At 68.3% G+C, this 22,605-nt stretch carries 27 protein-coding genes and 3 pseudogenes; 12 read left to right on the top strand and 18 right to left on the bottom strand.

The features are described from left to right. Nucleotides 1-298: 298 nt before the first annotated feature. On the bottom strand, nucleotides 299-829 hold the full coding sequence (locus ABZZ17_RS20535; protein ID WP_356877719.1) for an RICIN domain-containing protein: 531 nt from the start codon (nucleotides 827-829) through the stop codon (nucleotides 299-301). Nucleotides 830-1,087: 258 nt separating this feature from the next. After that, a pseudogene (locus tag ABZZ17_RS20530) lies at nucleotides 1,088-1,423 on the bottom strand (XRE family transcriptional regulator); the annotation flags it as partial. Nucleotides 1,424-1,482: 59 nt separating this feature from the next. Between ABZZ17_RS20530 and ABZZ17_RS20525 the strand changes: the two are divergent. Both ABZZ17_RS20525 and ABZZ17_RS20520 read left to right on the top strand, forming a co-directional pair. Then, a complete protein-coding gene (locus ABZZ17_RS20525; RefSeq protein ID WP_266975791.1) occupies nucleotides 1,483-1,746 on the top strand; it encodes a type II toxin-antitoxin system Phd/YefM family antitoxin in 264 nt (87 codons plus the stop codon). Beyond that, entirely contained in the window at nucleotides 1,743-1,988 is a 246-nt protein-coding gene (locus ABZZ17_RS20520) for a type II toxin-antitoxin system RelE/ParE family toxin (RefSeq protein ID WP_267829242.1), read from the top strand. The genes ABZZ17_RS20525 and ABZZ17_RS20520 overlap by 4 nt, the downstream gene beginning before the upstream one ends. 24 nt (nucleotides 1,989-2,012) lie before the next feature. On the opposite strand, the gene ABZZ17_RS20515 is transcribed toward ABZZ17_RS20520, so the two are convergent. From ABZZ17_RS20515 to ABZZ17_RS20495, 5 genes are all read right to left on the bottom strand, one after another. Beyond that, nucleotides 2,013-2,504 carry a hypothetical protein gene (locus ABZZ17_RS20515; protein WP_356877718.1) on the bottom strand — a complete coding sequence of 164 codons (492 nt, stop codon included), beginning with the start codon at nucleotides 2,502-2,504 and terminating at the stop codon, nucleotides 2,013-2,015. Between the two features lie 91 nt (nucleotides 2,505-2,595). Beyond that, nucleotides 2,596-3,189, bottom strand: a complete 594-nt coding sequence (locus ABZZ17_RS20510; RefSeq protein ID WP_356877717.1) for a hypothetical protein — start codon at nucleotides 3,187-3,189, stop codon at nucleotides 2,596-2,598. A 17-nt stretch (nucleotides 3,190-3,206) separates the two neighbouring features. Further along, nucleotides 3,207-3,650: a hypothetical protein gene (locus ABZZ17_RS20505; RefSeq protein WP_356877716.1), complete on the bottom strand. Its 444-nt coding sequence runs from the start codon at nucleotides 3,648-3,650 to the stop codon at nucleotides 3,207-3,209. A gap of 42 nt (nucleotides 3,651-3,692) precedes the next feature. Continuing rightward, on the bottom strand, nucleotides 3,693-4,343 hold the full coding sequence (locus tag ABZZ17_RS20500; protein ID WP_356877715.1) for a hypothetical protein: 651 nt from the start codon (nucleotides 4,341-4,343) through the stop codon (nucleotides 3,693-3,695). Nucleotides 4,344-4,465: 122 nt separating this feature from the next. Continuing rightward, entirely contained in the window at nucleotides 4,466-4,819 is a 354-nt protein-coding gene (locus ABZZ17_RS20495; protein WP_356877714.1) for a PRC-barrel domain-containing protein, read from the bottom strand. A gap of 432 nt (nucleotides 4,820-5,251) precedes the next feature. On the opposite strand from ABZZ17_RS20495, the gene ABZZ17_RS20490 reads away from it, so the two are divergent. From ABZZ17_RS20490 to ABZZ17_RS20475, 4 genes are all read left to right on the top strand, one after another. Further along, a complete protein-coding gene (locus ABZZ17_RS20490) occupies nucleotides 5,252-5,668 on the top strand; it encodes a DUF4190 domain-containing protein (RefSeq protein ID WP_356877713.1) in 417 nt (138 codons plus the stop codon). Between the two features lie 776 nt (nucleotides 5,669-6,444). Further along, the gene (locus ABZZ17_RS20485) at nucleotides 6,445-7,050 is read left to right on the top strand and encodes a hypothetical protein (protein ID WP_356877712.1); all 606 of its coding nucleotides are present in this window, start codon (nucleotides 6,445-6,447) and stop codon (nucleotides 7,048-7,050) included. Nucleotides 7,051-7,462: 412 nt separating this feature from the next. Beyond that, nucleotides 7,463-8,032: an SMI1/KNR4 family protein gene (locus ABZZ17_RS20480; protein WP_356877711.1), complete on the top strand. Its 570-nt coding sequence runs from the start codon at nucleotides 7,463-7,465 to the stop codon at nucleotides 8,030-8,032. A 269-nt stretch (nucleotides 8,033-8,301) separates the two neighbouring features. Then, nucleotides 8,302-8,427: a hypothetical protein gene (locus tag ABZZ17_RS20475; protein WP_356877710.1), complete on the top strand. Its 126-nt coding sequence runs from the start codon at nucleotides 8,302-8,304 to the stop codon at nucleotides 8,425-8,427. Nucleotides 8,428-8,531: 104 nt separating this feature from the next. On the opposite strand, the gene ABZZ17_RS20470 is transcribed toward ABZZ17_RS20475, so the two are convergent. Together ABZZ17_RS20470 and ABZZ17_RS20465 are read right to left on the bottom strand one after the other, a co-directional pair. Beyond that, on the bottom strand, nucleotides 8,532-9,812 hold the full coding sequence (locus ABZZ17_RS20470) for a hypothetical protein (RefSeq protein ID WP_356877709.1): 1,281 nt from the start codon (nucleotides 9,810-9,812) through the stop codon (nucleotides 8,532-8,534). 509 nt (nucleotides 9,813-10,321) lie between these two features. Beyond that, complete coding sequence (locus ABZZ17_RS20465) at nucleotides 10,322-10,747, bottom strand: hypothetical protein (RefSeq protein WP_356877708.1); 426 nt, start codon at nucleotides 10,745-10,747, stop codon at nucleotides 10,322-10,324. Nucleotides 10,748-10,826: 79 nt separating this feature from the next. Between ABZZ17_RS20465 and ABZZ17_RS20460 the strand changes: the two genes are divergently transcribed. After that, nucleotides 10,827-11,222: a transposase gene (locus tag ABZZ17_RS20460; protein WP_356877707.1), complete on the top strand. Its 396-nt coding sequence runs from the start codon at nucleotides 10,827-10,829 to the stop codon at nucleotides 11,220-11,222. Between the two features lie 230 nt (nucleotides 11,223-11,452). On the opposite strand, the gene ABZZ17_RS20455 is transcribed toward ABZZ17_RS20460, so the two are convergent. The 3 genes from ABZZ17_RS20455 to ABZZ17_RS20445 form a co-directional block, all read right to left on the bottom strand. Then, nucleotides 11,453-12,070, bottom strand: a complete 618-nt coding sequence (locus ABZZ17_RS20455) for an SHOCT domain-containing protein (RefSeq protein WP_356877706.1) — start codon at nucleotides 12,068-12,070, stop codon at nucleotides 11,453-11,455. A 74-nt stretch (nucleotides 12,071-12,144) separates the two neighbouring features. Further along, nucleotides 12,145-12,294 carry a hypothetical protein gene (locus ABZZ17_RS20450; protein ID WP_356877705.1) on the bottom strand — a complete coding sequence of 50 codons (150 nt, stop codon included), beginning with the start codon at nucleotides 12,292-12,294 and terminating at the stop codon, nucleotides 12,145-12,147. Between the two features lie 491 nt (nucleotides 12,295-12,785). After that, nucleotides 12,786-13,031, bottom strand: coding sequence for a hypothetical protein (locus ABZZ17_RS20445; protein ID WP_356877704.1), 246 nt, complete (start codon nucleotides 13,029-13,031; stop codon nucleotides 12,786-12,788). 423 nt (nucleotides 13,032-13,454) lie between these two features. Here ABZZ17_RS20445 and ABZZ17_RS20440 point away from each other — a divergent pair, with 423 nt between their 5' ends. Both ABZZ17_RS20440 and ABZZ17_RS20435 read left to right on the top strand, forming a co-directional pair. Then, the gene (locus tag ABZZ17_RS20440) at nucleotides 13,455-14,105 is read left to right on the top strand and encodes a hypothetical protein (RefSeq protein ID WP_356877703.1); all 651 of its coding nucleotides are present in this window, start codon (nucleotides 13,455-13,457) and stop codon (nucleotides 14,103-14,105) included. Nucleotides 14,106-14,345: 240 nt separating this feature from the next. Next, nucleotides 14,346-14,579: a hypothetical protein gene (locus tag ABZZ17_RS20435; RefSeq protein WP_356877702.1), complete on the top strand. Its 234-nt coding sequence runs from the start codon at nucleotides 14,346-14,348 to the stop codon at nucleotides 14,577-14,579. 9 nt (nucleotides 14,580-14,588) lie between these two features. Here the strand turns inward: ABZZ17_RS20435 and ABZZ17_RS20430 are convergent, their stop codons facing one another. From ABZZ17_RS20430 to ABZZ17_RS20420, 3 genes and pseudogenes are all read right to left on the bottom strand, one after another. Next, nucleotides 14,589-14,978: a barstar family protein gene (locus tag ABZZ17_RS20430; protein WP_356877701.1), complete on the bottom strand. Its 390-nt coding sequence runs from the start codon at nucleotides 14,976-14,978 to the stop codon at nucleotides 14,589-14,591. 100 nt (nucleotides 14,979-15,078) lie between these two features. Next, nucleotides 15,079-15,725 (bottom strand): annotated as a pseudogene (gene istB, locus ABZZ17_RS20425) (IS21-like element helper ATPase IstB); the annotation flags it as partial. Beyond that, nucleotides 15,670-16,890, bottom strand: a complete 1,221-nt coding sequence (locus ABZZ17_RS20420; protein WP_356877700.1) for a hypothetical protein — start codon at nucleotides 16,888-16,890, stop codon at nucleotides 15,670-15,672. The gene ABZZ17_RS20420 and the pseudogene istB, both read right to left, overlap by 56 nt. Nucleotides 16,891-16,952: 62 nt before the next feature. On the opposite strand from ABZZ17_RS20420, the gene ABZZ17_RS20415 reads away from it, so the two are divergent. Beyond that, the gene (locus tag ABZZ17_RS20415; protein ID WP_356877699.1) at nucleotides 16,953-17,249 is read left to right on the top strand and encodes a hypothetical protein; all 297 of its coding nucleotides are present in this window, start codon (nucleotides 16,953-16,955) and stop codon (nucleotides 17,247-17,249) included. Between the two features lie 247 nt (nucleotides 17,250-17,496). Then, complete coding sequence (locus ABZZ17_RS20410; RefSeq protein WP_356877698.1) at nucleotides 17,497-18,162, top strand: hypothetical protein; 666 nt, start codon at nucleotides 17,497-17,499, stop codon at nucleotides 18,160-18,162. Between the two features lie 67 nt (nucleotides 18,163-18,229). On the opposite strand, the gene ABZZ17_RS20405 is transcribed toward ABZZ17_RS20410, so the two are convergent. Next, the gene (locus ABZZ17_RS20405) at nucleotides 18,230-20,272 is read right to left on the bottom strand and encodes a hypothetical protein (RefSeq protein ID WP_356877697.1); all 2,043 of its coding nucleotides are present in this window, start codon (nucleotides 20,270-20,272) and stop codon (nucleotides 18,230-18,232) included. Nucleotides 20,273-20,820: 548 nt separating this feature from the next. On the opposite strand from ABZZ17_RS20405, the gene ABZZ17_RS20400 reads away from it, so the two are divergent. Continuing rightward, nucleotides 20,821-21,060, top strand: coding sequence for a hypothetical protein (locus ABZZ17_RS20400; RefSeq protein ID WP_356877696.1), 240 nt, complete (start codon nucleotides 20,821-20,823; stop codon nucleotides 21,058-21,060). A 223-nt stretch (nucleotides 21,061-21,283) separates the two neighbouring features. On the opposite strand, the pseudogene ABZZ17_RS20395 reads toward ABZZ17_RS20400, so the two are convergent. Beyond that, nucleotides 21,284-21,591: pseudogene (locus ABZZ17_RS20395) on the bottom strand (hypothetical protein). Nucleotides 21,592-21,893: 302 nt separating this feature from the next. Further along, nucleotides 21,894-22,562 (bottom strand): TetR/AcrR family transcriptional regulator, encoded by a 669-nt coding sequence (locus ABZZ17_RS20390; RefSeq protein ID WP_356877695.1) that lies wholly within the window; start codon nucleotides 22,560-22,562, stop codon nucleotides 21,894-21,896. Nucleotides 22,563-22,605 lie beyond the last annotated feature (43 nt).

Raw genomic sequence — 22,605 nt, 5'->3', positions numbered from 1 at the left:
CCCCTGCCCGCTCCTGTGCCCCCGTTCCCCACTCCCATGACCCCCGAACAGACGCACGGCACGATGGCGGTGCGATCAGGACAGCGCGGACGGCTTGCGGGGCGGGGGGATCTGGCGCAGCAGCTCCCAGAGGGGCGGGAGCCGGCGGCCCACTCGGCGAGGAGGTGGCGGTCCACCAGGTGCAGGCGACGTGCCCGACGTCCAGCAGGCGGCGAGACCGCCCACGGATACGCGATCGAGCCCCGGACAGCGTTGGTCCGGGGCTCGCGGGTAGTTCGGGCCGTCTACGGTTGCGGCTTTACAGCGACGGGAAGTTCCAGCGCTGGTTGTTTCCTCCGTGGCAGCGCCACTGTCCCGCGAGGTTTCCGCTCCCAGTTCCCCAGGAAAGAATTTCCAGGCACATGCCTGAGTTTTCGTTCCGGACCATGGGATTTATTTTCAGTTCTATTTCCCATTGCTGCGTGAGAGACCCGTTGCACGTCCACTGTCCTGCTACGGCACCCTCCATCGTGGAGTCTCCACGAATCTCTAGGCACTTCCCGGAATTCCTATTGCGGAAAAAGTACGACCACTGCTTTCCAGGCACCGCCTCGAGGGTCCACTGCTGCGTTGCGGAACCATTGCAGGACCACTGGTTCGCATACGCTCCGTTCGCGGTGGAGTCCCCCCGAATCTCCAAACACATATTCGAGTGCACGTTCTTGATGTTTCCCCAGACGGCCTGACTGTGGCGCTCATCGGCGACAGCGTCTCCGGGGGCGACAAGAGCAACTGTCGCGACAGCCGACGCCAGGAGGCAAACCAGACTTTTGGAAGTTCGGTTGGTCATTGGGAGCTCCGTTTTGTCTTCCGGAATGAGCGGTGGACTGAACCGAATTGCGGAGAAGTGACCCTATTGCTTGCAATCTCTCAGTGTGGGGGCGAGGCATAAAAAACCGAAAGCCTCGAACCGGCCAACGTGAGAATCTCAGCTGCAGTACCGGCGCTAGTTCGCACCGTGCTGCCGCCGACAACCGATCAAAGTCCCACGAGCCCCGGACCACATCATCGGTGTGGGGCTCGCTCGCTCGCAGGTGGGGTACGGCCTCTACAGCTGGAATCCCAGGTCGAGCACGTCGTTGATCTCGACTTCCCGGAGGGAGCCGGCGCGGCGGCCGCTGTCCTGGAAGTAGACCTCCTTGAGTGCTTCGGCGGTGAGTTCGCGCAGCCGGTCTTCGGTGGCGCCCTGCTCCTGGGCGTTGAAGAGGCGGGCCGCGTACTGGGGAGGCAGGGCGACGGTGATGTGCCGTTGGCGGTCCTCGTCGGTGGTGTCCATCGACGCTCCGGCGTAGCCGAGGCGGGCGTGGACGTCGATGACGATGCCGCCGGTCGCCGCCGCCTCCTCCTTCGCCTTGGCGCGGATCTGCGGCTGCCACCGGGCCTCATCGCGTACGTTGCTGGATCCGCCTGCGCGGAAGTGCACACTTCTGTAAGCTGGTGTGCATGACGACGGAGAGCAGTACCTATTCGATCGTGGAAGCACGCGCCCGGCTGGGCGCCATCGCGCGTGAGGTCAGCGCAACCCGGGAGCCGGTGGCCATCACCGACCACGGCCACACCATCGCGATGCTGGTCAGCCCCGCCGACGCCCTGGAGCTCCAGGAGCTGCGGGCGCTGGCCGCCTACCGCGCGCGCCAAGAGCGCGGCGAGAGCGCCGGCATTCCGCACGACGAGGCGTACCGCCGTCTGTTCGGCGCTGAGGCATGAGCTACGAAGTCATCTGGGAACCCGAAGCCCTCGCTCAGGCGGAGAAGTTCGCCAAGGACGACCCCACTGGAGTGCGGCAGGTGTTCACCGCGATCGACCACCTCGCCGACGACCCCCGGCCCGAAGGCGCCTTCGGCACCGCCGACGTGCTGCGCATTCACGTGGGGGCGTACCGGGTGATGTACGAGATCAGCGACCAGCAGGTCCGCGTGAGCGTGATCCACCTCGGTCGTCTGCGCTGAACGCCGACGGGCGGGCAGAACCCGCTATCCCGCGGTGTTCTTCGTGAAGTGCAGCCAGGCGCTCAGGGCGGCCTGCAGTTCGGTGACGGCTTGCCGGTCGAGGGTCTCCCCCGCCGCGCCGACGCGGAGGCGCACGTTCTCGCCGGTGACCGTCCAGCCCACTGGCAGGCGGTCCGGCGAAGCGATGGGCAAGCCGTGGGCGAGCGTCCGCAGCATCGCCTCGACTCGTGGTGGGAGTGCGCGGTCGCGGGGTGCCCAGGGGACGTTCACGGGGCGGGTGGGCAAGCCGAGGGCGGTCCGGAACTCTTTGATCGCCGAGTCGAGCGGCTGAGGTGTGTTCGGGGCCGCGCCAATGAATGCCTCGATCAGCTCCCGGTGCCAGGACTCGGTTCGCAGCGTGTGCTCTTCCAGGTCCAGGCCTACGGCGGCAGGCGGGATCAGGGCGCGGGTGAAGCCCTTCTTCGTGTAAGCGGCGTGGTGTGCCCGCAGGTTGGCTAGCGACCGCAGCCCCTCCACCGAGGCGAAATCTGCGGCTTTCCTCCGGAGACGGCAGACCGCCTGGCAATCGGCGCCACCTCCCGAGCGGATTCCGCGGCCGGCATCCGCCTCAGCGCGCGGACAACGGCGGGGTGGTCAGCCAGGACTTGATGACTTCGGCTGGCACCCGCACCGGTACGTACCGGATGAGGGTCTGGGCGATGGCCGCGGCGAGCTCGTCGATGTCGCGGACGATGTAGCTCGGCGGGGTGATCCAGATGCGGGGCTCGGCGTCGGGGTCGTCTTGGTTCGCGTAGAGCTGGGCGTACAGGTGACCCAGTCCTTCCTCGTAGCCCCAGATGCTCTGCTGGTCCCAGCCCGGCATCCAGAACGGGTGCGGCCCGCCCCGGGTCAGGTCCGGCTTCGCCGGCTTCGGCTTGGCGGGTCGGGTGTACGACGGGCCGTAGACGATCTCCCACAGGCCGTCGGAGTGCTCGCGGACGTCCATCCGCACGTGCTGCTTGAGGGAACGCAGCTGGCGGCGGAACTCATCTGCGGTGAGGCCGGCCCGTGGGGCGAGCGCCGGGATGTCGGCGTCCCACAGGTTCAGGCCGAGGATGTCGCCCTCCCCCTTGCTCCGCTCGGCGACGGCCAGGAACACCCGCCGGGCCGTCTCGTCGGTGATGTTCTGGCTGTGTACGTACGCGATGGCGTGCTGGCTCACGTGCGCTTCCCTCCTTGTCAGTGTTCGACGATGCGGCCGGCGGTGTCCCGGCTGCGCCCGTGCAAGGTGTCGAGAAGGTCCCCGAGTACCGACATGCTCTTGGGCTCGGCCCGAGCGATCTGGTCGGTTACTGCCAGCGCCTGGAGCGTTGGGGCCAGCTGGGTGAGCAGCTCCAGTGCATCGGGCAATGTCCGGGCGTAGAACTGCTGGGAGGCCACACTTCCCTCGAGGTCGAACAGGAAGCAAGGTTCCTGGGGCCGCACGGAGACGGCGAGGATCAGCGGCACGTTGTATATCCCTCCTGCCCCGGTCCAACGCTCGTAGTGAGCGGCCTGGACGGCGCCGTCGAAGCTCCCTCCCTCTACGTGCGTCAGCGGATCCGCGATGGTGCTCCAGTTCCCCGCGTGGAAGACCCAGCTGGACGGGGACTCCTCGGTGCTGTACGACGTGCCGTCTGTCATGGTCCTGCCTCTCTGGTGCCCTGTTCTGGTGTGCGGACTGTGTTACGCCTGCCGGGCAGCGACCAGAGCCCGCCGGGCGGTGCGTACGGGATCCTCGCCGTCGATCCACTGGGTGGTCGAAGTGCTGGGGCGCGGAAGGCCGGCCATGTAGGGGGCGATGTCGGTGAAGTACGCGAAGTCGCCGCTCGCGGTGAGCTGGTGCAGGCGGTCGATGGTGGCGGCCACGTGCTGCTCTTCGTCGCGGATCGCGTGGTGGAAGGCGCAGGCGAGTTCGATGAACCGGAGGAGGAAGGGCAGCCTGGCACCCTCGACCTCGTTGCGCAGGTTCTCGGCGCGGCCGATGACGCCGTCGGCTCCCGCGTCCTTGATCAGGCCGACGACGTCTGCGAGGAGCCGGTTGGAGCGCTGGTCGAGTCCTTCGAGGAGCTGGTGGGCGTAGGCGAGTTCGTCGTCGGCGCGGTCGGGGTCGGCGAACGACACCGCGAGGGCGAGGCGGACCTGCGTCATGGCCCGCTCGCCGGCGGCTCCGTGCTGTCCTGCTTCGGCGCGGCTGGCCTCGAACGCGGCGATGGCCTGGTCGGTGTTGGCGTGGGACCAGTGGATGTCGCCCAGGACGCGGTGGTGGCGGCCCTTCCAGCCCAGGGAGGGGACAGCCGCGAGGGCGGTGGGGAAGTCTCCGGACAGCCTCGACAAGTTGGCCAGGCCCCGGCGGGCCTTCGGAGCCAGACGCCCGCCCCCGTCTGCGACCTGCTGCTTCCCGGCGCGGGCGGCCTGGCCTCGCGCGTGGCGCGGGCCGCAGCGGTGGCACCGGTGGATCAGATGCCGATGTTGCGGCCGTAGTAGTTTCCGACCTCGCCGCGGTAGGCGGCGTCGCCCCGGTGCTTGTCCTTGTCGTACTCCGGGAAGTCCTTGATCTGGTCCTTGGTCAGGTTGACCTGGATCTTTTCCTCCTTCACATCGACACGGACGATGGTGCCGGCGGGCAGCAGGACTTCCTTGCCGAAGATCCACGGGCCGGTGTCGACGACGATGTAGGAGGAGCCGACCTCCTCGGTGGCCTCGTCGACCGTGCCGATGTGCCCGTCACTGGCCTCGACCTTGAAACCGACCAGGCTGGTACCGGGCGTGTGGTGCGACTCCGGGTTGTAGCTCCACATGTTCTCGGACACGAGAGAGTGCTCCTTCTCAGACAGGGATCGTCGTCAAAGCGCCGATCGCCGGCGCATGACCGGTCCATCCCTGCCCGCAGCGACAGCACCACCTACCGCGGCTTCGCCCATTCGCCGCGGCAGCAACCCGGACGGACCCCTCACCCGACAACAGGCCATGCCCGGTTCCAGCCGACGCACGGGACAGCGAGGCGAGGGCGTCCCTGAGGCCTCCGGGGCCATGGCGCGGGCGTACCGCGCCGAGGTTCGGATCATGACCCGGCCCGTGCCACGTGGTTCCCGTCCCGAGCCGGCGGGCCGTCGGTCTTCGCGTCGCACGGGGCCCGTGTCCCGGGAGGTTTGGGGGCTGGCCTCCGTGGCAGACGGCAGGAACCGCCGCGCTCCACAACGACGTTGGAGGAACGCGGGCCCGACCACCTCGGAGAGGACACCATGTCCGACACCTACAGAGTCCCGGACCACAGCGAGCCGGGCCACCAGGCACAGCACCCCCACACGCCCGCAGGCGGCGGCAAGGGCCCGGCTGTCGCCGCCCTCGTCACCGGCATCCTCTCGTTGTTGCTGCTCTGGCTGTGGTTCGTCGGCATTCCGCTGGCACTGGTCGCCATCGGCCTGGGCATAGCTGCCGTGCGCAAGGCACGACGCGGCGCGGATGGCCGAGGCATGGCCATCACGGGCATCGTCCTGGGATCCGTCAGCGTCCTCATCGCAGTGGCCCTGGTCGCCATCGGGGTGTCCATCCTCAACTCCGACGAGGGCAAGGACCTCACGTCGTGCCTCGACAAGGCCCAGACGCAAGCACAGAAGCAGGACTGCACGAACCGCTTCAGCAACGACATGAACAAGTAACCGCGCCGATCCCCCGGTACGACACGACCCCGGCACACCATCAACGTGCCGGGGTCGTGTCGTACGGTCGCACTGCTCCAGAACGCCTGGGCACCGGTCACGATCCGCCCACCCGTGCCGGCGCGGACTGGAGCCGGCCCCGCCCACGCCCACCGCCGGGGTGGGGGCGGCTGCACGGGGGCGTGCGGGCGGGATCCTCCGCAGCTCCGCCATGTCGACGGCTTCGCTGTCGTCGAAGCCGGAAGCGGCGAACGCGTCGACGGCCGGGGCGTGCGTGCCGCCGCCGGCCCGCTGCCACCTGGTGGCCCGGCCAGACCGCTGACCGTTCAGCGGTTGGTCAACACGACCGGTCGGGTAATGGGGGCCCGTCACCCGGATCAAGGCATGGCCGAGCCGTCAGTCACGCGAGCCGCGTCAAGAGAGTCCTGAGGACAGACCGTCAAGCAAGTCCTGAGCCCTCACACATCAGCGCCCGAGCAGTAGCGGTGGAGGGTGGACGCGCTGACGCTCAACCGCCGGCCCAGCGCCTCGTCACTCCTTCCTTCCGTTCCGCGCCTTCAACGCGCGCACGAGCCCCGCGAACTCCTCGACGGCGGCGTCCTTCGGCATTCCACCCCCCTCGACCCTGCGTCCCAACCTTCACGTCCTTGCACGTCAGCAGGGGTGGAATGATTCCGGGACGGCTGGTGGGCGCGTGATCGTTGCAGTCGGCGGGCGCCGGCCCCACGCTGGTTGAGCACTGACCGAACAAACGACCCGACGGGGGACCCACCACCATGAACAAGCTTCGCACCGCACTCGCCACCGCAGCCGCTGCCGCACTGGGCCTCGCGGCCCTCGCCACAGCCCCGGCGCAGGCCGCTGCCCAGCCCGCCTTCCTCGCCGCCTCCCAGATGCCGCCCTCGTCGACGCCGTGGACCGCCACCCAGGTCTTCACCGGCGTCCCGGAGAACGGCGGCGTCCTCTGCACCCCCTACAAGATCCCGGCGCAGAACACCCGCTACCGCGAGTTCAGCACCGAGCTCGACACCAACGGCGTCCAGGTCACCACCGTCGCCCGTACCGAGGCCGACGCCGTGAAGCTGGTCGACACCCTCCGCGGGGCCCTCGCCGGCTGCGGCCCCCTGCTGCAGCAGCAGAACCCGGGCCTGCAGGCCGTCAGCGCCTCCCACGGCAAGCTCGCCGTCGAGGAGGGCGCCTGGGTCTACAGCCTGGACACCGCCGACCCGCAGATCGGTATCTCCGACATCCACCTGTTCTCCGTCGGCCGCGACGGCCGCACCGTCACCCTCGTCCGCTGGGGCCAGATGGGCGACCTCGAGGACGCCCCGCTGACCGCCTTCCGCACCACGACCAAGACCGCCGTCAACAAGCTCCACTGACCCGGGGGCTCCCCCCGAGGGCTGACCACAGCTCGACAGCGGCGCGGCCGGAACCCGGGCGCGCCGCTGTCGCGCCCACCCGCTCCGCCGGCGGCCCGGGTGGGATTCCGCACCCGCCCCAGCGAGGCCGGAATCATTCCCGCGCCCGCACGAGCTGGGCCTCGACTGTCCTCTCGGTCACGCAGACTCGGCGCCGTCCGCCGGGTGCGACGGCCCCGGATCAGACCCCTCCACCATCCAGCCCAGCACCACACGTCACTCCTGGCAACCCACGGCAGTTTCTGACGTCGGCCCGCGGAGCCCCTGCGGGCTCAGTAGGCGCGATCCGCCCAGGCGTTGCCGACACCCCATCGTTGGTCGAGCCTGGGAGGTCTGTGAAGGCCCGTGATCCGTGCTCTGGCACGCTGTCCCGGTGGACGCTCTCATCGGCACTCAAGTACCCCGTCAGCGCCTGACTGATCCAGCCTCGGCGGTCGCGGCTCTGGAGCGGGCCGTCCCCGGCCTCGCCCTCCTTCGACGTACGGCTCCAGCCAGCATCGACTGGGCAACGGTCGAGGAGTGCTTGACCACGGAGCTGCCTTCAGACTTCAAGCTGCTTGCCGACAGCTACCCTTCCTTGGCTTTTGGGGACTTCCTTTGCGTCGGCTTCCCGAACCCCGAACAGGAAAAGGCCTGGTCAGAGAACTCCGAAGATCTTGAGATCCTCGCTGAGTGGTGTGCGGACGCAGAGATGTCCATTCCTCTGCACCCCTTTCCTGCCCCTGGAGGTTTGCTGCCCTGGGCCACCTCGAACCAGGGCGACTACTTCCTCTGGAACACCACAGGGCCTGGTCCCGACGACTGGACCGTCACAGTGGCCTCACGCAACGGCGGCTGGTGGCACTACACCGGAGGCGTGGTCCAGTTCCTCGCCGACCTGATCAGTGGAGCCTTGGAACTGTGGGAGCTGCCGTCGGTACGGCCTCAGGTCGAGGCCTTCTGAGCGAACGACGGCTCCACACGACTCGCTCGTGTTCACCGTGTCGTCGCACGCAAAGGCAGTCCCGCAGGAAGAACCAGCCGCCACCACGCCAAGCCCAGCGGGACAGACTGCCCAGGTCCCGGACTCCACAAAGGTTGACTCAGGCCCACTCTCCCACGGCTCCGGACGACCCGTCAGCCCATTCGTCCGCCCTGCGGGAGTCACCTGGCCGATGATGTCGTCGTCCGGGAACGGGGGTGAGCGGGCCGGGCCCGGGGGAGGGAGTGCGCATGGAGATGATCAGCGGCCATGACCTGCGCGGCAGGCAGCCGATGCCCGACCTCCGCCCCGTCATGGTCCTGCCCGCCGACCCTGGCCGCCTCCTGGTCATCGAAGAGGCTGGGCTGCGCCGGTAGTCCTCCCTCATCCGCTCGGGCCCGGTATCGGGGCCAGAGCCCGGGCCGGCGGCGATACCGGGGGCGGTCACAGCGGCGGTGTGGGTGGGTCGTTGCCCGGCTGCTCAGCGTGTGGGGTAGACGCTCAGCACGACGTGGTGGCTCAGGTCGGCCGCCGGGTCCTTCTCGTTCTGCGGCGCGCTGGTGTAGAGGGCGACGTCGCCAAAGACGTGGTCGGGGAGCCTGGCTCCGCCCAGATCGGTGGCCGTCCCCGTGGCGAGGTCGACTGAGACCGGCGTCCTGGCAGCCGGGCCGGACGTGCCGTACGCAACACCATTGTTGGCGACCCCCATGAAGTTCACCCCGCTGCGGTTGTCGGTCGCGCCGAAACAGTAGCCCTTCTTGGCCTGGAGGTCGAAGGCCACCGTGACGGCGACGAGGTAACGTCCGTTGTCGCTCAGCACAGTCGAGCCTCCCTGGCCGAGAATTCCCGTGCTCAGTCCCTCGCAGGCGAGGGTGAAGACAGGTTGCCCGCCGCGCTCGTCGTGCAGGGCCCAGACGTAGTTCATCGGCACGCCCAGTGCGGAGTAGGCCTGCTTCTTCGCCTGCCACGAGGCGACCACGTAGCCGCCCTTCACCGCCATGACCTGGCCCCCGCTGCCGGGCATCGCGTCGTCACGCGGGTCGGCCCCGTCTGGAATGGTCGCCTGCCCCGGCCACAGCTCCACCATCTTGCCGCCTCCCGCGGCCAGCTGGTACTCGCGGCTCCCCTGGGCCAGCGGGGCCTTGAGGTCGCCGGTGGTGACATCGGCGACGGTGAACGCCGAATCAGTCTTCAAGAGCAGCGTGCCGTCCCCCTGGTGCGCGCCGACGAGCTCTGCACCGGGAATCTTGACTGTGCGGGCCGGGGCCACTCCGGTGCCGGAGGAGGAGGCGGGAAACACTGCGGCGTTGACGACGCGCGTGCCGTGGTTGACCACGTCCGCGCCTTCGTTGACCGCTGCGGTGAGGACTGCGTGGTCCTTCCCATCCTTGCTCGTCACCACGAGCTTGACACCGCCGGCGTCGAACTCCTTGGGATTCTCGCTGGGCCTCCACGGCGCGCTCACCCAGCGGACGGCGCCGGTGGCGGCCTCGCGCGCTTCGACGCCGAACGCCTTCCCGTCCTCGAAGGTCTTGAGGAGCAGCACCAGTCGCGAGTTCGGGGCGACGGTCGGCTGCGTCAGGTGCTCCGACTGCATCACCGCCCAGCCCTTGCCGCCGTCGAAGGCCGGGGGGACCTGTGCCCGCGCGGCGGCCGGCGCGCTCGGCGCCGCAGACGAGGCCGAACCACCGGACGCCGCAGGCGCGTTGTTCTGCGGCTTGCTGCCTCCTCCCGACCCAGTGCATGCCGCCAGCAGCACCATCGCGGCACCCGCCAGTAATCCGTACCGTGACTTCCTCAACGTTCCTCCCCGTCGTCGGTCAAGACACCTCGCCCTGACGCTACCCGCCAACCACCGCGCCGTAGGCCGATCCGGCAGACCTTGTGAGATCTCTGTCCTGAACGGTGACATGAGCTGGGCACCGAGCCGTGCGGACCAGTGGCCTGCCGGTTCGGTGCGCACTGCTAGCGGCTTCGGTCAGGAGGGGGCCGCGGCGTCTCCGGGGTCGGTCACGAGTCCAGCGCGCCAATTCCTCGGCCCGCGCTCGGGTACGGCGAACTTGTCGTGAGCCAGGAGTCGGGCAGCCACCACGGATTGAAACTCGGGTGGTCATCGGTCCCGGCGGCCGGGCCGGGGAAGTCGGCGGTGGGCGCGCCGTGCCGCACGGCCGCCCATGACGGGGGGGCCTGCGATCCGGCCGCCTGCCGCTTCCGGATGATCCTCGCGGCCTGAATCAGCACCGAGGATCGCCGACGGGTCCGAGGCGTTGGTCAGCCGGGGCACTTCAGGCCGGTCCGGGCGGATTTCGCCGCGCTGTCCAGCATTTGCGCCTGCGGCTTCAGTCGGGTGGCCGCCGCTGCGCCGGTGGTGTCGTCCGGCAGGTCGTCCCAGGTCTTCTTCAACCCGTCCGCTGCGGACTTCACGGCTTCCTTCTGCGCCGCGTCCCATGTCGCCTTCGACTCCGCGACATCGTCCCAGCCGTCCCTGACGTCGTCGTACGCAACTTGGAGCCTGTTCAGGTCCGTGCACACCTGGGCGGCCGCCTCGTGGGAGGCGATGGCGACGCTGTTTCCTCGCGTTCGGTCAGGACCGCGCCGGGCCGTCAGCCCAAGGCGCTCCAGAAGGCTGCGCTGGTCATGGACACGCACACCGCACCCGGTCAGACCCGCACGACGCGATCGCTTGTGGTCCGCCAATCCGGCAGCTCTTCCAGGACGTCATCGCCGATCGCCTGCCGGACCGAACCGGTGTGATGATTCGGCCGTTCGTGAGTGTGTGAGCACTCGGCCGTGGATCGTGGACGACTTGTGGGTACTGATCGAGCCGCTGCTGCCGCCCTGGCCGACGAGGTCGCCAGGGCCACGGCCGGTGGCAGACCGGTTGTGTCTACAGGGCATCCTGTACGTCCTGCACAACGACATCGCCTGGCAACTCCTGCCACCTGAGCTGGAGTTCAGCTCCGGGCAGACCTGTGGGCGCCTGGAGCGGTGGCAGCAGGCCGGAGTCTGCGACCAGCTGCACCGGATCCTGCTCGCCGAGCTGAACGCGGCCGGCCGGCTGGACTGGTCCCGGGCCTGCGTGGACGGCTCCCACATCCGCGCGAAAAGGGCCTGCGCTTCACCATCCGCGAAGGCGACACGGTGGGCGTCGGCCGCGTGGACACGATCCTGAAGTAGCCGACCGCCCTCCCCGGCGGGCGACGGGAAGCACCCCGACCGGGCGCCCGCCGGGATCAGCCTCACAACTGCCCCCGCCGCCCGCACTTGGCCACCATGACAAGACCAGCGTCCACCTCGTAACGGAGGTCGGCGGAACCTGGAGCCGATACGCCCGGGTGACCACTGCGAGGGGTCGGGGCGCCGTGAACCAGGCGGCGCACCCGAGCCGGCTGCAGGCTGCTGCTAAAGCCGGTCCAGTAGCTGCTGCTTCTTCCAAGCGAACTCCGCGTCCGTGAGAACACCCTCCTTGTGGAGTTCTCCCAGCCTGGCGATCTGCCCCAGTACATCCTGCGTATCGACCGGCGCCGCCGTGGACACGGCCACATTCACCGTGACCGGATCGGGATCCGCCAAAGCACCCCGGACCTGACGCAATGCCAGCTCTATACGGGCCAGATCCTCCCAGTCACGGACAAGAAACTCTTCCGCTCCCTCATCGCTTTCCACAACCAGCCAATTGCGGAGGATTCCCTGCTTGATGTAGCTGGTCCGAACCTCATCCAGCGCCACTGCAAGGGCCGTCATCCCGCTCCAGCCCTGTCTGATCAGCATCAGACGCTGACTCGTCAGGACGACTGCGCCGTCTTCCTTGTTCAGGGACCCCGCTCCCAGTGCAAGCACCCGCTCACGGCCCAGCAGCACAACCGACAGATTCTTCAGGTGAGGACCGCACCGATCACTGGTGGCCGACTCCCGGCCCGCATCCAGAAGCCCCTCACAACCGGCAGCCGAACCGATGGCTCGGACGAACACATCGTGGCGCTGCTGCGCAGCCGCCCGCTCCGCCTCACTGGTCATCATCGTCCCCCGTCGATCAAGCGAACCCACAGTCTACGCGCAGCGTTGTGGAGGTGATCGGAGTTCAAAGACTGCGCCTACGCTGCTGATGAGGGCGCCCTGTGGCCGTCCTGGTCGATGTCGCGGGGGTCCAGGACGATGTCGCACCCGAGGCAGGCGAAGAGCCGGTCCGGGCGGACGAGGAACGGGTTCGTACCGTCACAGCGCGCGCAAACAATCATGGACATGGGAGTACCGATGCCTTTCAGAGGGGACTTTGGGGGCGTGTGTCCCAGGAGGCCGCACCGCGACCCGCCCGCTGGGTGGCACGGTGCGCGCCGAAGGCGCAGGCAAGGGCGGTCCGCACAGCGGACCGCATCGGTGGACCAGCCGGACAACGAGTCCTCGCCCTCGGCGTCATCGGCCAGGCTCAGCCACGGGTCATCAAGCCGGAACCGGTGCGTTGCACCCTTGGCGCCGGCCAGCACCAGCGAGGGGACCGTCGGCCCCGTGGGTACCCCGATCTTGTCGTGGGCGAGGAGCCAGGTCTTCCGCCACCCCCTGCGCTTCAAATGACTACGCCTGGACATCAGCGCGCAGGAGATCCCGAGGTTCGGAGCCGGGCCCTCCGAGGCCGCTGGATGACGCCGGCCGGATGACACCAGCTATGGCGCCCCACCCGGGGCCGGGGCCCGCAACTACTCGCTCCCGGACAACCGCAGTCCCGTTGATCCCTGCCTCATGTGATGGTGATGGGGTTGCAGAGAGAGGTGGTTTTGCCGACCGTGAATGTCACGGCGGTGTTCGCGGGCTGGGCATCGGGGGCGGCACTCACCCACGTCATCAGCCCCATTGCCTGACCGGGAAAATGGATCCGCAGGCCGATTTCTCCGAAGATCAGGTGCGCCGGGTTCTCGGCCCTCCCATAGTACTTCTCACTGCCGATCTCGAGGCAGGGGCCAGGATCATTGGGTGGGTCACCCACTGCAAGCCCAGGTTCGCAGGCAGCCTCACGGACACCCACTGCCGCCCTGCTCCGCATTGGCCCGGACTACCACCGACACACGTCCCTCCTTGCCGCCCGGAGTCAGTTTCGTCTCCGGCGGCATTCAGTGATCACCGGCGCTCTGGATGTTCATGGGAAATGACGGCAGCGTCGCCCTTCTCGGTGGACTCCTCGCTGACCTGCTTCGGGGAACGGTGCCGCGGAACGCCAGCGCCTTGCGGTCGATACCGAGGGCGGAGCAGCCGTCGCGATCGTCTCCGAGGCTGGGCACCGTTTGATCATCGTCGGGGTCAGCTGCCAGGATCATCTGACGATGCGACAGCCTGATGGGTTGGTCCGATGAGCCAGGGGGAACGGGGAATGCAGTTGAGGTCCGGCATTGGTTCGAGGGTGGCGGTTCTGATGGCGCTGGCGGCCTTCGCCACCGCCTGTGGTGGCGGCGGCTCCGATCCGATTGGGGAGAAGCCGCCGGCTAACGACAAGTCGGCATCAGGCGCGAATGCAGGCACGGGTGCGGGTTCGGGCAAGCCGAAGGGCGGCAAGGCGGACTTCGACACGGTGTTCAACACCGAGGACCGGTTCCGGCAGGCGCTCCCCGACCCGGGGGCGATGAAGGGTTGGAAGCCGAAGACCGGCCGCGCGAACATCGAGGATCAGCCCAAGTCCGCGGCGGAGTGCGGTCCGGACACGCATTGGGACTGCACCCGCATCGCGAACGGCTCGGTGAAGTTCGAGGCGGCCGGCGAGAACGCCTACTTCGACATCCAGGCCTACGCCGACAAAAAGGCCGCCGAGGCTGCGTGCAGCAAAGAGAAGGACTGGTCGGCCAAATACGCCAAGGCGAAGGTGGCGCCGGTCCCCGGCGTCGAGGGGCACGCGTACTACCGCAACGCCGGTAGTTTGGACGGCCTCGACCTCATCATGTGCCTGGGCACGGTCATCGCCGAGGTAAGGCTGGAGGATGGGGGAGGCAGCTCCCTGGACCCGGCCACCGTCCACTCCTTGGCCCAGCTCTTCGTCCCCCGTATCCAGAAGGCTGCCGCAGCCTCCTGAAACAGGCTGGGAGTGCACGAGAGGATCGGTGTCCGCCGCCACGTGCTGGCGGCGGACACGAACAAGCGGACCTCCTGGAGCGATGTCTGAGTCGGCCCCGAGTACGGGGTGGCCGATTGGTGTGGGGGGAGTCAGCTGACTGCAGCGTGCCCAGCACGTGCTCGAATGGATCCGGTCAGCTGGTCGGTGCTTCAACGATGCCTGGCCTACCCCGCGGACCAGCGCACCGACAACCCTCACGTGATCGTCACCAAGATCACCAAATCCGGCCGGGCAGCAGCCTCGACCGCCTATGTCAGCCATGTTCTCGACCCCTCCGGGGTTCCGGCTCGGACTCCGCGTTGCACCCGCCTTGCAGACCTGGTGAACACCCTCGATCCAAACCCCGTCGCTGCGGCCCTCGGCATGGACCCCGAAGGCGTCATGATCTACCTCGCCGACCATGTCGACGCAGGACGCCTTCCAGAGGTCTGACCACGTGAGCTAGCACAGCTGCAACACGCCGGGGGCACGGCTCTCGAAGATCTCGACCAGTTGGTCGAAGACGGTCGGTCCGCGCTGGTCACGGGCCTCATCCAGTCTCGCCGCGAAGGCGGCTCGGTTCGACGGGTGGCACCGAGCCTGACGAACTTCCAGCTGGCGCACCGTCTCCGGGTATCCGAGCTGATCACGCGACACATCGTGGTCACGCCATTCAACGACGTACTCGTCGACGTCAGGATGTCCGGGGCCGCCACTGAGGCAGTCAGTAAAGGCATCGAAGTTCCTGCCGAAGTACTGGCGCCCTGGACTGTCGAAGGCGTCCATGATGGCCTGCCAGAAGTCGTCCAACGTTCGAATTCGTGTTCCGTCCAGCACGTATACCGCAGCCATGATCCGCAGGATACGCCCACCTCTGTGGCTCGCTCATCCCCTTTGAACCTGTGCTGTTCAGGCGGTGCCTTGCACAGGTTCGTCGGAACATGTGCGCTTTGCCGAAGGACTCGTTCGAGGCGATGGCCACGCTGTTCTTCTCCTCGCGTTCGGTCAGGACCTGGAAGAGGAGTTCGACGCCGCGGCGGTCGAGTTCCATGTAGCCGAGTTCGTCAATGCAGAGCAGGTCGACGCGGCCGTAGCGGGCGATCGTCTTGGTCAGCTGCTTCTCGTCGGCGGCCTCGACGAGCTCGTTGACCAGCTTCGTCGCCAGCACGTACTTGACCCGGTAGCCGGCCATCGCGGCCTCGTTCCCAAGGCAATCAGCATGTGGGACTTGCCGGTTCCGGAGTCGCCGATCAGGCAGAGCGGCTGGCTCTTCCTGATCCATTCGCAGCTGGCGAGGGTGTGGATGGCGGCCGCGTCGATGTTCGGGTTCGCGTCGAAGTCGAAGGTCCGCAACGACTTGTCCCGGGGGAACCCGGCCGTCTTGATCCGCCGTTCCGACCGTCGCCGGGCCCGGTCGTCGCACTCGGCCATCAGCAGCTCGGCGAGGAAGCCGCGGTAGGTCATCTGGTCCTTCATCGCCCGGTCGGCGATGTCGGCGAACTCGTTCCTGATCGACGGAAGACGCAGTAGGCGGCAGGCGGTATCAATGGCCGTGGTGGCGGCCTGCTCGGTCAGTCCTCGCTGGCGGGGCAGGGTCACTGTGCTTCTCCCTCGCGGTGTTCACCGCCGCTGGCGCGACGGCGTCGGAGCAGTTGGTCGTAGTGGGCACCGAGGGCAGCGGCCTGGTGTCCGGGGGAAGATGCGCGAGTCGCCACTCGTGCAGAAACGTCACCGTCGCCTCACCCGCGGCGCCGGTCCGCGAAGGGTGTCCGGCCGGCTCGTCCTCGGCCTGGGCGACCTTGCGGGCCTCGAGCGCGACCGCGTCCGCGGTCAGGGCCCCAGCCCGCAGCGCGGTCGCCAGACCGGCTACCAGGTGCTCGTGAGAGACGCGGCGGGCCAGCAGCAGCACCTCGATCAGGGCCCTGGTGCCGACGGTGTCTCCGTGGGCCTTGACCGCCGCTGCCCACCAGGCGTCATGGACCGGGGTGAACTTGCCCGCGGAGCGGGCCTGCTCGAGCGCGGTGGCGCCGGGAAAGGCGCCCGGCTTGCGGATCAGGGCCTCGAGGTAGTGGTCCAGATCCAGGCGGCAGCCGCCTTTCGCGATCAGCCGCTCGTGCCGTGCCACCTCCACGTTCCTGTCGTAAACCACCAGGTGAGAGGCATGCAGCACCACCCGGACCCGCTTGCCGATCAGCCGGACCGGCACCGAGTAGCGGTTCGTGCGGACCGCGATCTGGCTGTAGCGGTCGACCCTCGGAGTGAACAGCCGGCCCGTCTCGAACGACTCCTCCGGCAACGGCATCAGCAGCGGGCGCTCGACCTGGAAGTACTCGTCGATGGTCCGCGGCTGCGAACCGATCCTGCGCCGCCCGTCGTGCAGATCCCACTGATCGACCAGCTCGTTCAGCTCGGCCAACGAGTCGACCTCGGGCACCGGCGTGAAGTGGTTGTGGCGGAAGTAGCCGATCTGCCCCTCCACTCCGCCCTTCTCATGGGCGCCCTCGATGCCGGGCCGGCAGTAGAAGCTCTCGATCCCAAAGTGCGACCTGAACGCGATCCACCGGTCGGCCTCCACCCTGGCCCGGCTCAGCCCCAGCACCCGGGCGACGGCGGCCTTCAGGTCGTCGTAGCGGACCTTGCTCCGCGGGACCCCGCCCAGCATCCGCAGCGCGTGAACGTGCCCTTCGAAGAAGGCCTCCTGCCCGCAGGACGCGAAGACACGATGGACGGCCTTGCCCGAGTAGGACAGGCGGAAGGAGAACAAATAGCACCAGCGACGGCCCGGACGGCGACGACGTCGTCTTCGAGCGGTCCGCCGAGCGGCCGATGGCGCAGTGGGCCGAGGCCGGGGAGTACCTCCTGCGGATCGTGCCACTGCTCGGCCCGGACACCCCGCCCGGTGACGAAGTAGATGACTGCCTGCCGTGCCCCGGCTGCTACCGGCCCGTCTACGACAGCTCCTCCTCGCACACCCTCATCGGCGCCATCCCGTTTCCTCTGGCCGCGTTGTGCCGGCTGTGCGCCGACGGGACCACACTGCGCTCGCTGCGCCGAGCCGACGGCGTCCCCGTCGACCCGGAGCAGCTCGTCGTTCTGGAGACCGTGGCCGCCGCGATGGCGTAATCGGCCCCTGGGCAAGCCACGGTCAGGAATGGCTTGCCCAGGTTCCCCTTGGGCTTGACCAGACTCCCTGGCTAGCTCTCGGAGGGTTTCGCGGAGGGCGGCAGGGCCATGTCGAGGAGAGCGTCGATGGTCTCCTCGTCCAGCTTGCTGTCGAGATGGAGGGATCGGCGGATGATCTTCCCGACTATCCGCCGGCACTCTGCTCCCCGCCCTGCCCCTGTCAGACCGGCCCGATAGTGTGGCCGCCATGAGCGACGGCATCGCGTGGATAGGCGCACAGCAGACCACCCCCACCCCGCCCGGTACCCGTGGCATGTACGCCGGGATCTCCCTCACCCTCGCCCGAGGTGTCGATCAGGACGAGTTCCTCATCAACCTCGGCGCTGACCTCGACGAGCTGAGCGAGCGCGTTCCCCTGTCCGAGCTGCGCACCCGGCCCCTCCCCGACTCGCCGCCCACCGCACAGTTCAGCTACGCCATGTACGGCACGTGCGGGGATTGGACGTACGTGCTGGAGAACGGGCACATGGCCACCTGGGCAGGCGGCTACCAAGGCAAGGTCAAGTCCATGACCCCCTGCCCGGATGAAGAGATCCTGTGCCTGACCGTCAACCGGTACAGCCCGCCCGCCGCGCTCATCCACGCCCCCGGTGACGGGCGCGCCTACCGGGCCGAGTTCGGCACCGCCACCGGCCGGGGCGGCTTCCTCGACCTGGCGCTGACCGCCGAGGGCGCCGTGTTCCCCTCGATCCCCGACGCCAGTGAGGCCGAGGTGGTGGCCTACCACGAGGAGCACGGGCCGCGCCTGCCGGAGCTGGTGTTCACCGCCGCCGGCAAGTACACCGACGTCGTCATTGACCAGACCGCCGTGATGGCCGGTGACCTCCCCGCCGTCCACCTCCTGATGTCCTGACCCCGCGCACACAGAAGCGGCCCCCACCCAGAACCCGGGTGGGGGCCGCTCGCTGTTGTGCCGGGTGTTAGTGCGCAGCGAGCTGGCAGATCACCGGCTGACCGCCGCCGACACCGTACGTGCAGGTAGCGCCGTCATCGATCCGGGTATCCAGCCAGTACGCATCCTTGTCCTTGATGCGCATCTGCTTCATGAAGTTCGCGAAGTGGCCGCCCATGGATTCCTGGTTGTGCATGCCCGAGATCGCCGCCCGGCCACACACCTCGTTGAAGGTGGGGTCAGCCCCGTTCTGCGAGAACAGGTGGATCATGCTGCCGTGCTGCTTCGCGTACATCGAAATGCACGCATCCCCGCTGGGGGTGGTCTTCCCCGGCGGGATCGCCGGGTTGATGCCGCCCTCGGTGGACGACATGCCGCCGCTGTTGTACGACGAGGCAAACGCGAACTCGTCACAGTTCAGGGTGTCGCCCGCGTCGACCAGGGCGGAGGCGTCACCGTTGCTCGCGGCCCACCCGGTGGGGCAGATCCGCCCACGGGAACGGTTGTTCTGCGCCCCGTCGCCCATGTAGTAGAGGGGCTTTTGATCCGTCATCGAACCCGGGTGCTTCGGCGTGGCCTTCTGGACCAGCCACGCGTGCGCGGCGGCCTGCGGGAACGCCTTCGCGTTGAACGTGTACGTCGGAGCGACATTCACGAACACGCAGCCCGGAACGGACCCGGCCGGAGCGTCCGCGGCAGGGGTGTCGCAGCGGATACGGTCGAGATCCTCGGTGCCGCCGTCGTAGTCAAGCGACCACTGGTAGCCGGTCTTGAACGGGCGGATCTTCCCATCGGCGGGGAGAATGTTCGCGTCGATCTGAATGTCCGGCTTGAACCGGTAGTCCGTACCGGCCAGCGACGTATCCCACGTGTACGGCGTCGTCAGCGTCGCCGAGTGCATCTCACCCGGCACCCACCACGGCTTACCCTTCCACGCCGTCGCCGGCTGCTCCTGCGGAGTACAGAAGTTCTCACACAGGTGGTTCCAGCCCACAAAGTTGATCTCACGGAACGCGGGCGGGATCTGCTGCGCGGGCTCGATCGTCAGGTGCTCGGTGAACGTGTTCTGTCCGTCAAGCTCGATCATCCGCAGGAACATGAACTTCGCCACAGCCTGCGGCACACCGTCCATGCTGATGATCACCGGCACCGACCGCACATCGCACTCAATGAACCGCGTCGCGAGGATCGATTCAAAGTCGGTGTTGCACCACTCCACCCCGGCCGTCGCCGCAGCCACACCCGCCTTCGCGGACGCGTGGGGCGCCTTGCCCTTGGGCTCTGGGGTCGACTTCCCGAAGCACACCTGACGGCCGGTCTCATCCGGCTCACTGCACTGCTCCACCGCATCCTTCGCCGCGTCCGTGGGCCGCGCCGACAGCGGCGTACCCGGCTGGCCGAGAGGCTTCGTCTGGTAGTAGTGAGGCTGCTGCGCGTCGAAATGGTTCGGGTTCGGGCTCGCATAGTTCGGTGCCGGCAGGGTGAGATCCACGGGCAGCTCCACACGGAACTTTGCCCACGGAGACCACACCGTCTCGTACAGCGAGCCGTCGTAGGCGTTGGTGCGGAACACGTAGTTCGTGTTCAGCGCCAGCCTGCCCGCCGGAATATCAACCTTCGCCGTGCCCCCCGATGCCACATACGGGGAGACGATGACCCCATACGTGGAGTCGTCCAGCTTGACCTTGGTGACCGGCTTCCCGGCGGCATCCGCCGTCCACACCTCGAACGTGAGGTTGACCTGATCCCCGTCGGGGTCGGTCACCGTGTTCGTGAGCTGCACCTTTTGCGAGGTCACCCGTTGGAAACCGCCAGGCGCCGCGTTCCGCGACAGCGGCGCAGCCTTGGGAGTCTTGCCCGAGGCAGGACGCGCGCCCGCCGTGGCGGCCCGCGTCGCCTTCTCCGGCCCGTGCACCTTGGGCGGTGCCGCATTGGGGTCGGGCTTCGCCGCCGCGGCCGGGGCCTCGGCTGCCTCGGCCACCCCGCCGGCACTGAACAGCAGCATCGCCGCCGTGCCTATGGCCACCCGGGAAAGAACGTTTTTCCTTCTGGATTTGGACGTGCCAAACAAGACATGTCCCTTCTGGCCCCACCCCCGCACCCCGGAGGCAGGACATTGCTGGTGTGTCGCGCCGCCCCTTTCCTACGCGGGTAGACGACCCATCAGCAATGCGCCCAACCTGGGCGGTTCGTCTTTATCTGCCGCTAACGGACGTGATCCACACCACGGTTGTACGCCCACGTGTAAGGGCCCTGCGGGGGAGTTGTGGAAAGCTGCGACCGTGGGCCCCTTCGTCACCGACCCCGACCACCCCGCGTGCGGCAACTGGCCCTCACGCCGCCTCGCCGTGAGGGGCTGGATGCCGCCGCCGGCACCCGCCTCATCTGGGCAGACATGGACGAGGACCTCGGCAACCCCGAAATGCTGGAGCCACTGGTCCACTGCGCACACAACCTGGACGGCTGAGAGGAGAGCTGGGGAGTCTCCTTCGAGGAACTCAGCAGGGAAGCAGCCGAAGTAGCGAAGCAGTTCTTGAACAAGCGCTCGGCAGCACAAGCAGGGAGCTGAGCGTCCGGTTCTTCCCCGCTGAGGATCGTCGGCCCTCTACGATCCGGTGCATGCTGGATCCCGAACTGCTGGAACGGATCACCGCGCGGCGTGCGGAACTGGACGAACTCGAAGACCAGCTGGCCAAACAGCTGGCGGAAGTGCGGACCGAACGGGACGAACCCGCCGTCGCCGAACGGGTCCTTGAACGGATGACCGAGCAGCTCGCCGAGGAACGTTGCTCAGCCCGTCCGGCGCCCGGGCAAGTGGGAGGCCGGGCGGTAGTGCTGATCCCGCAGACCACCCCTTGACCGTGCAGTGCGCTGTGCGCTGCGTCTGGGTCTTAGAGCAACGAGCGGCCCCGAGTGTGACATCCCCGCGAAAGATTTGCTCGACGGCGACCCACGGCTCTCATCCAATGCTCCACGTTCTCACTACGGGTGCCATCTTGGGCCTCAGCCACAGAAGGTGCGCCCACGCGTTGCGAGCTGCCGGACTCCGGGCGGTCCACTCGGTGGACGATGGCCAGCGTTGTCACCACAGCCAGGCGTTCGCGTGCCGCATCCGGGACAGGGCGCGGGCGTCGCGGCGGGCGGCGGCGCTGCCGATGCGGTTCTGCCGGGGCTGGGGCCGGCGCGCCTGGGCGCCGTAGAACCGTTGGACACCGGCCGCCTTGAGGCGCTTGCGCTGCTTGGCCAGCCCTCCTTCTTCGCCTTGATGGACTTCGGCTTCCGAGGACGCTTCCAGATCGGCTGCCAGTCCGTCGGCGGCGCATACGCCTCGGCGCGCTTCTGGGCGGCCTCCTTCCGAACTGATCTCCGCGGCCAGCGTCGTCTTGCCATGTCCGTCGGCACCGAGCATGCAGAGCCTCGCTGGGGTCTCAGCCTGCTGGGACAGCGGCCCGCCTCACCGCACACCCCGACCGGAGCCACTACCAAGCCCTGCTCGCCCGGGCCGCCACCATCGCTGCGGCGGCGGACCGGCTCCACCCCATTGAGGAACACTGACGACCATCCAGCTCCGTCCGCCGCCGCGCCGCGCCAATCGAAAACGTGAACTCCACCAGCGACTGGCAACCACCGCCCACCCCTTGGCACTTGTCGGCCACGACTGAGGCCGGCGTGCACCAACGGGTGGGCGGCGGTCACCGGTCGGGGCTGGGGTTCGCGCCTTCGAAGGCGCCGGCCCGGGCCGCCGCCGCGGAGGCCGCGGCGGCGCGGCGCGGCAGCGTCGGGTCCGGGGCGGTGCGGAGCAGCAGCAGTTCGTGGTAGAGCGGGGCGGTCGCGGCGACCAGCAGCGCCCGGCTGTCGGCCGGGCCGGGCAGCTCTCCCCGGTCGGCCGCGCGGGTGACGACCACCGCACAGCGCTCGTAGCGGTCCTCCCAGAACCGCGACAGTGCCGCTGCCGCTTCCGCCGACCGGAACCCGGCGGCGATCAGGGCCGTGGTCACGTTCGGCCCGCCACCCGCCAGCGCCTCGTACACCTCCTGGTTGAGGGCGGTCAGGTCGTTCTCCAGTGACCCGGTGTCCGGTGGGCTCCACGTGTCGTCGGACGCGGCGTCGAGTACGTCGGCCAGCAGGCGACCGACGTCGCCCCAGCGCCGGTAGACGGTCGTGCGGTGGACGCCGGCGCGTTCCGCGACCGCGTCGACCGTGAGCCCGTCGTACCCGGCCTCCAGGAGCAGCGCGCCCGCCGCCTCCAGCACCTGGACGCGGACGCGGGCGCTCCGGCCGCCGGTCCGGCGCCGTGTCGTGGCCAGTTCGGCCGGTTCCTGTTGGCCGGAACCTTCGCTTGCCTGCGCAGGGGAATCCATGTCAGCATTTTAACGCAACATTCGTCGCCTTAAAGGAGAACTC

The organism is Streptomyces sp. NPDC006512, from assembly GCF_040611935.1.
Lineage (GTDB): Bacteria > Actinomycetota > Actinomycetes > Streptomycetales > Streptomycetaceae > Streptomyces.
This window is presented reverse-complemented; position numbering and strand designations above follow the sequence as displayed.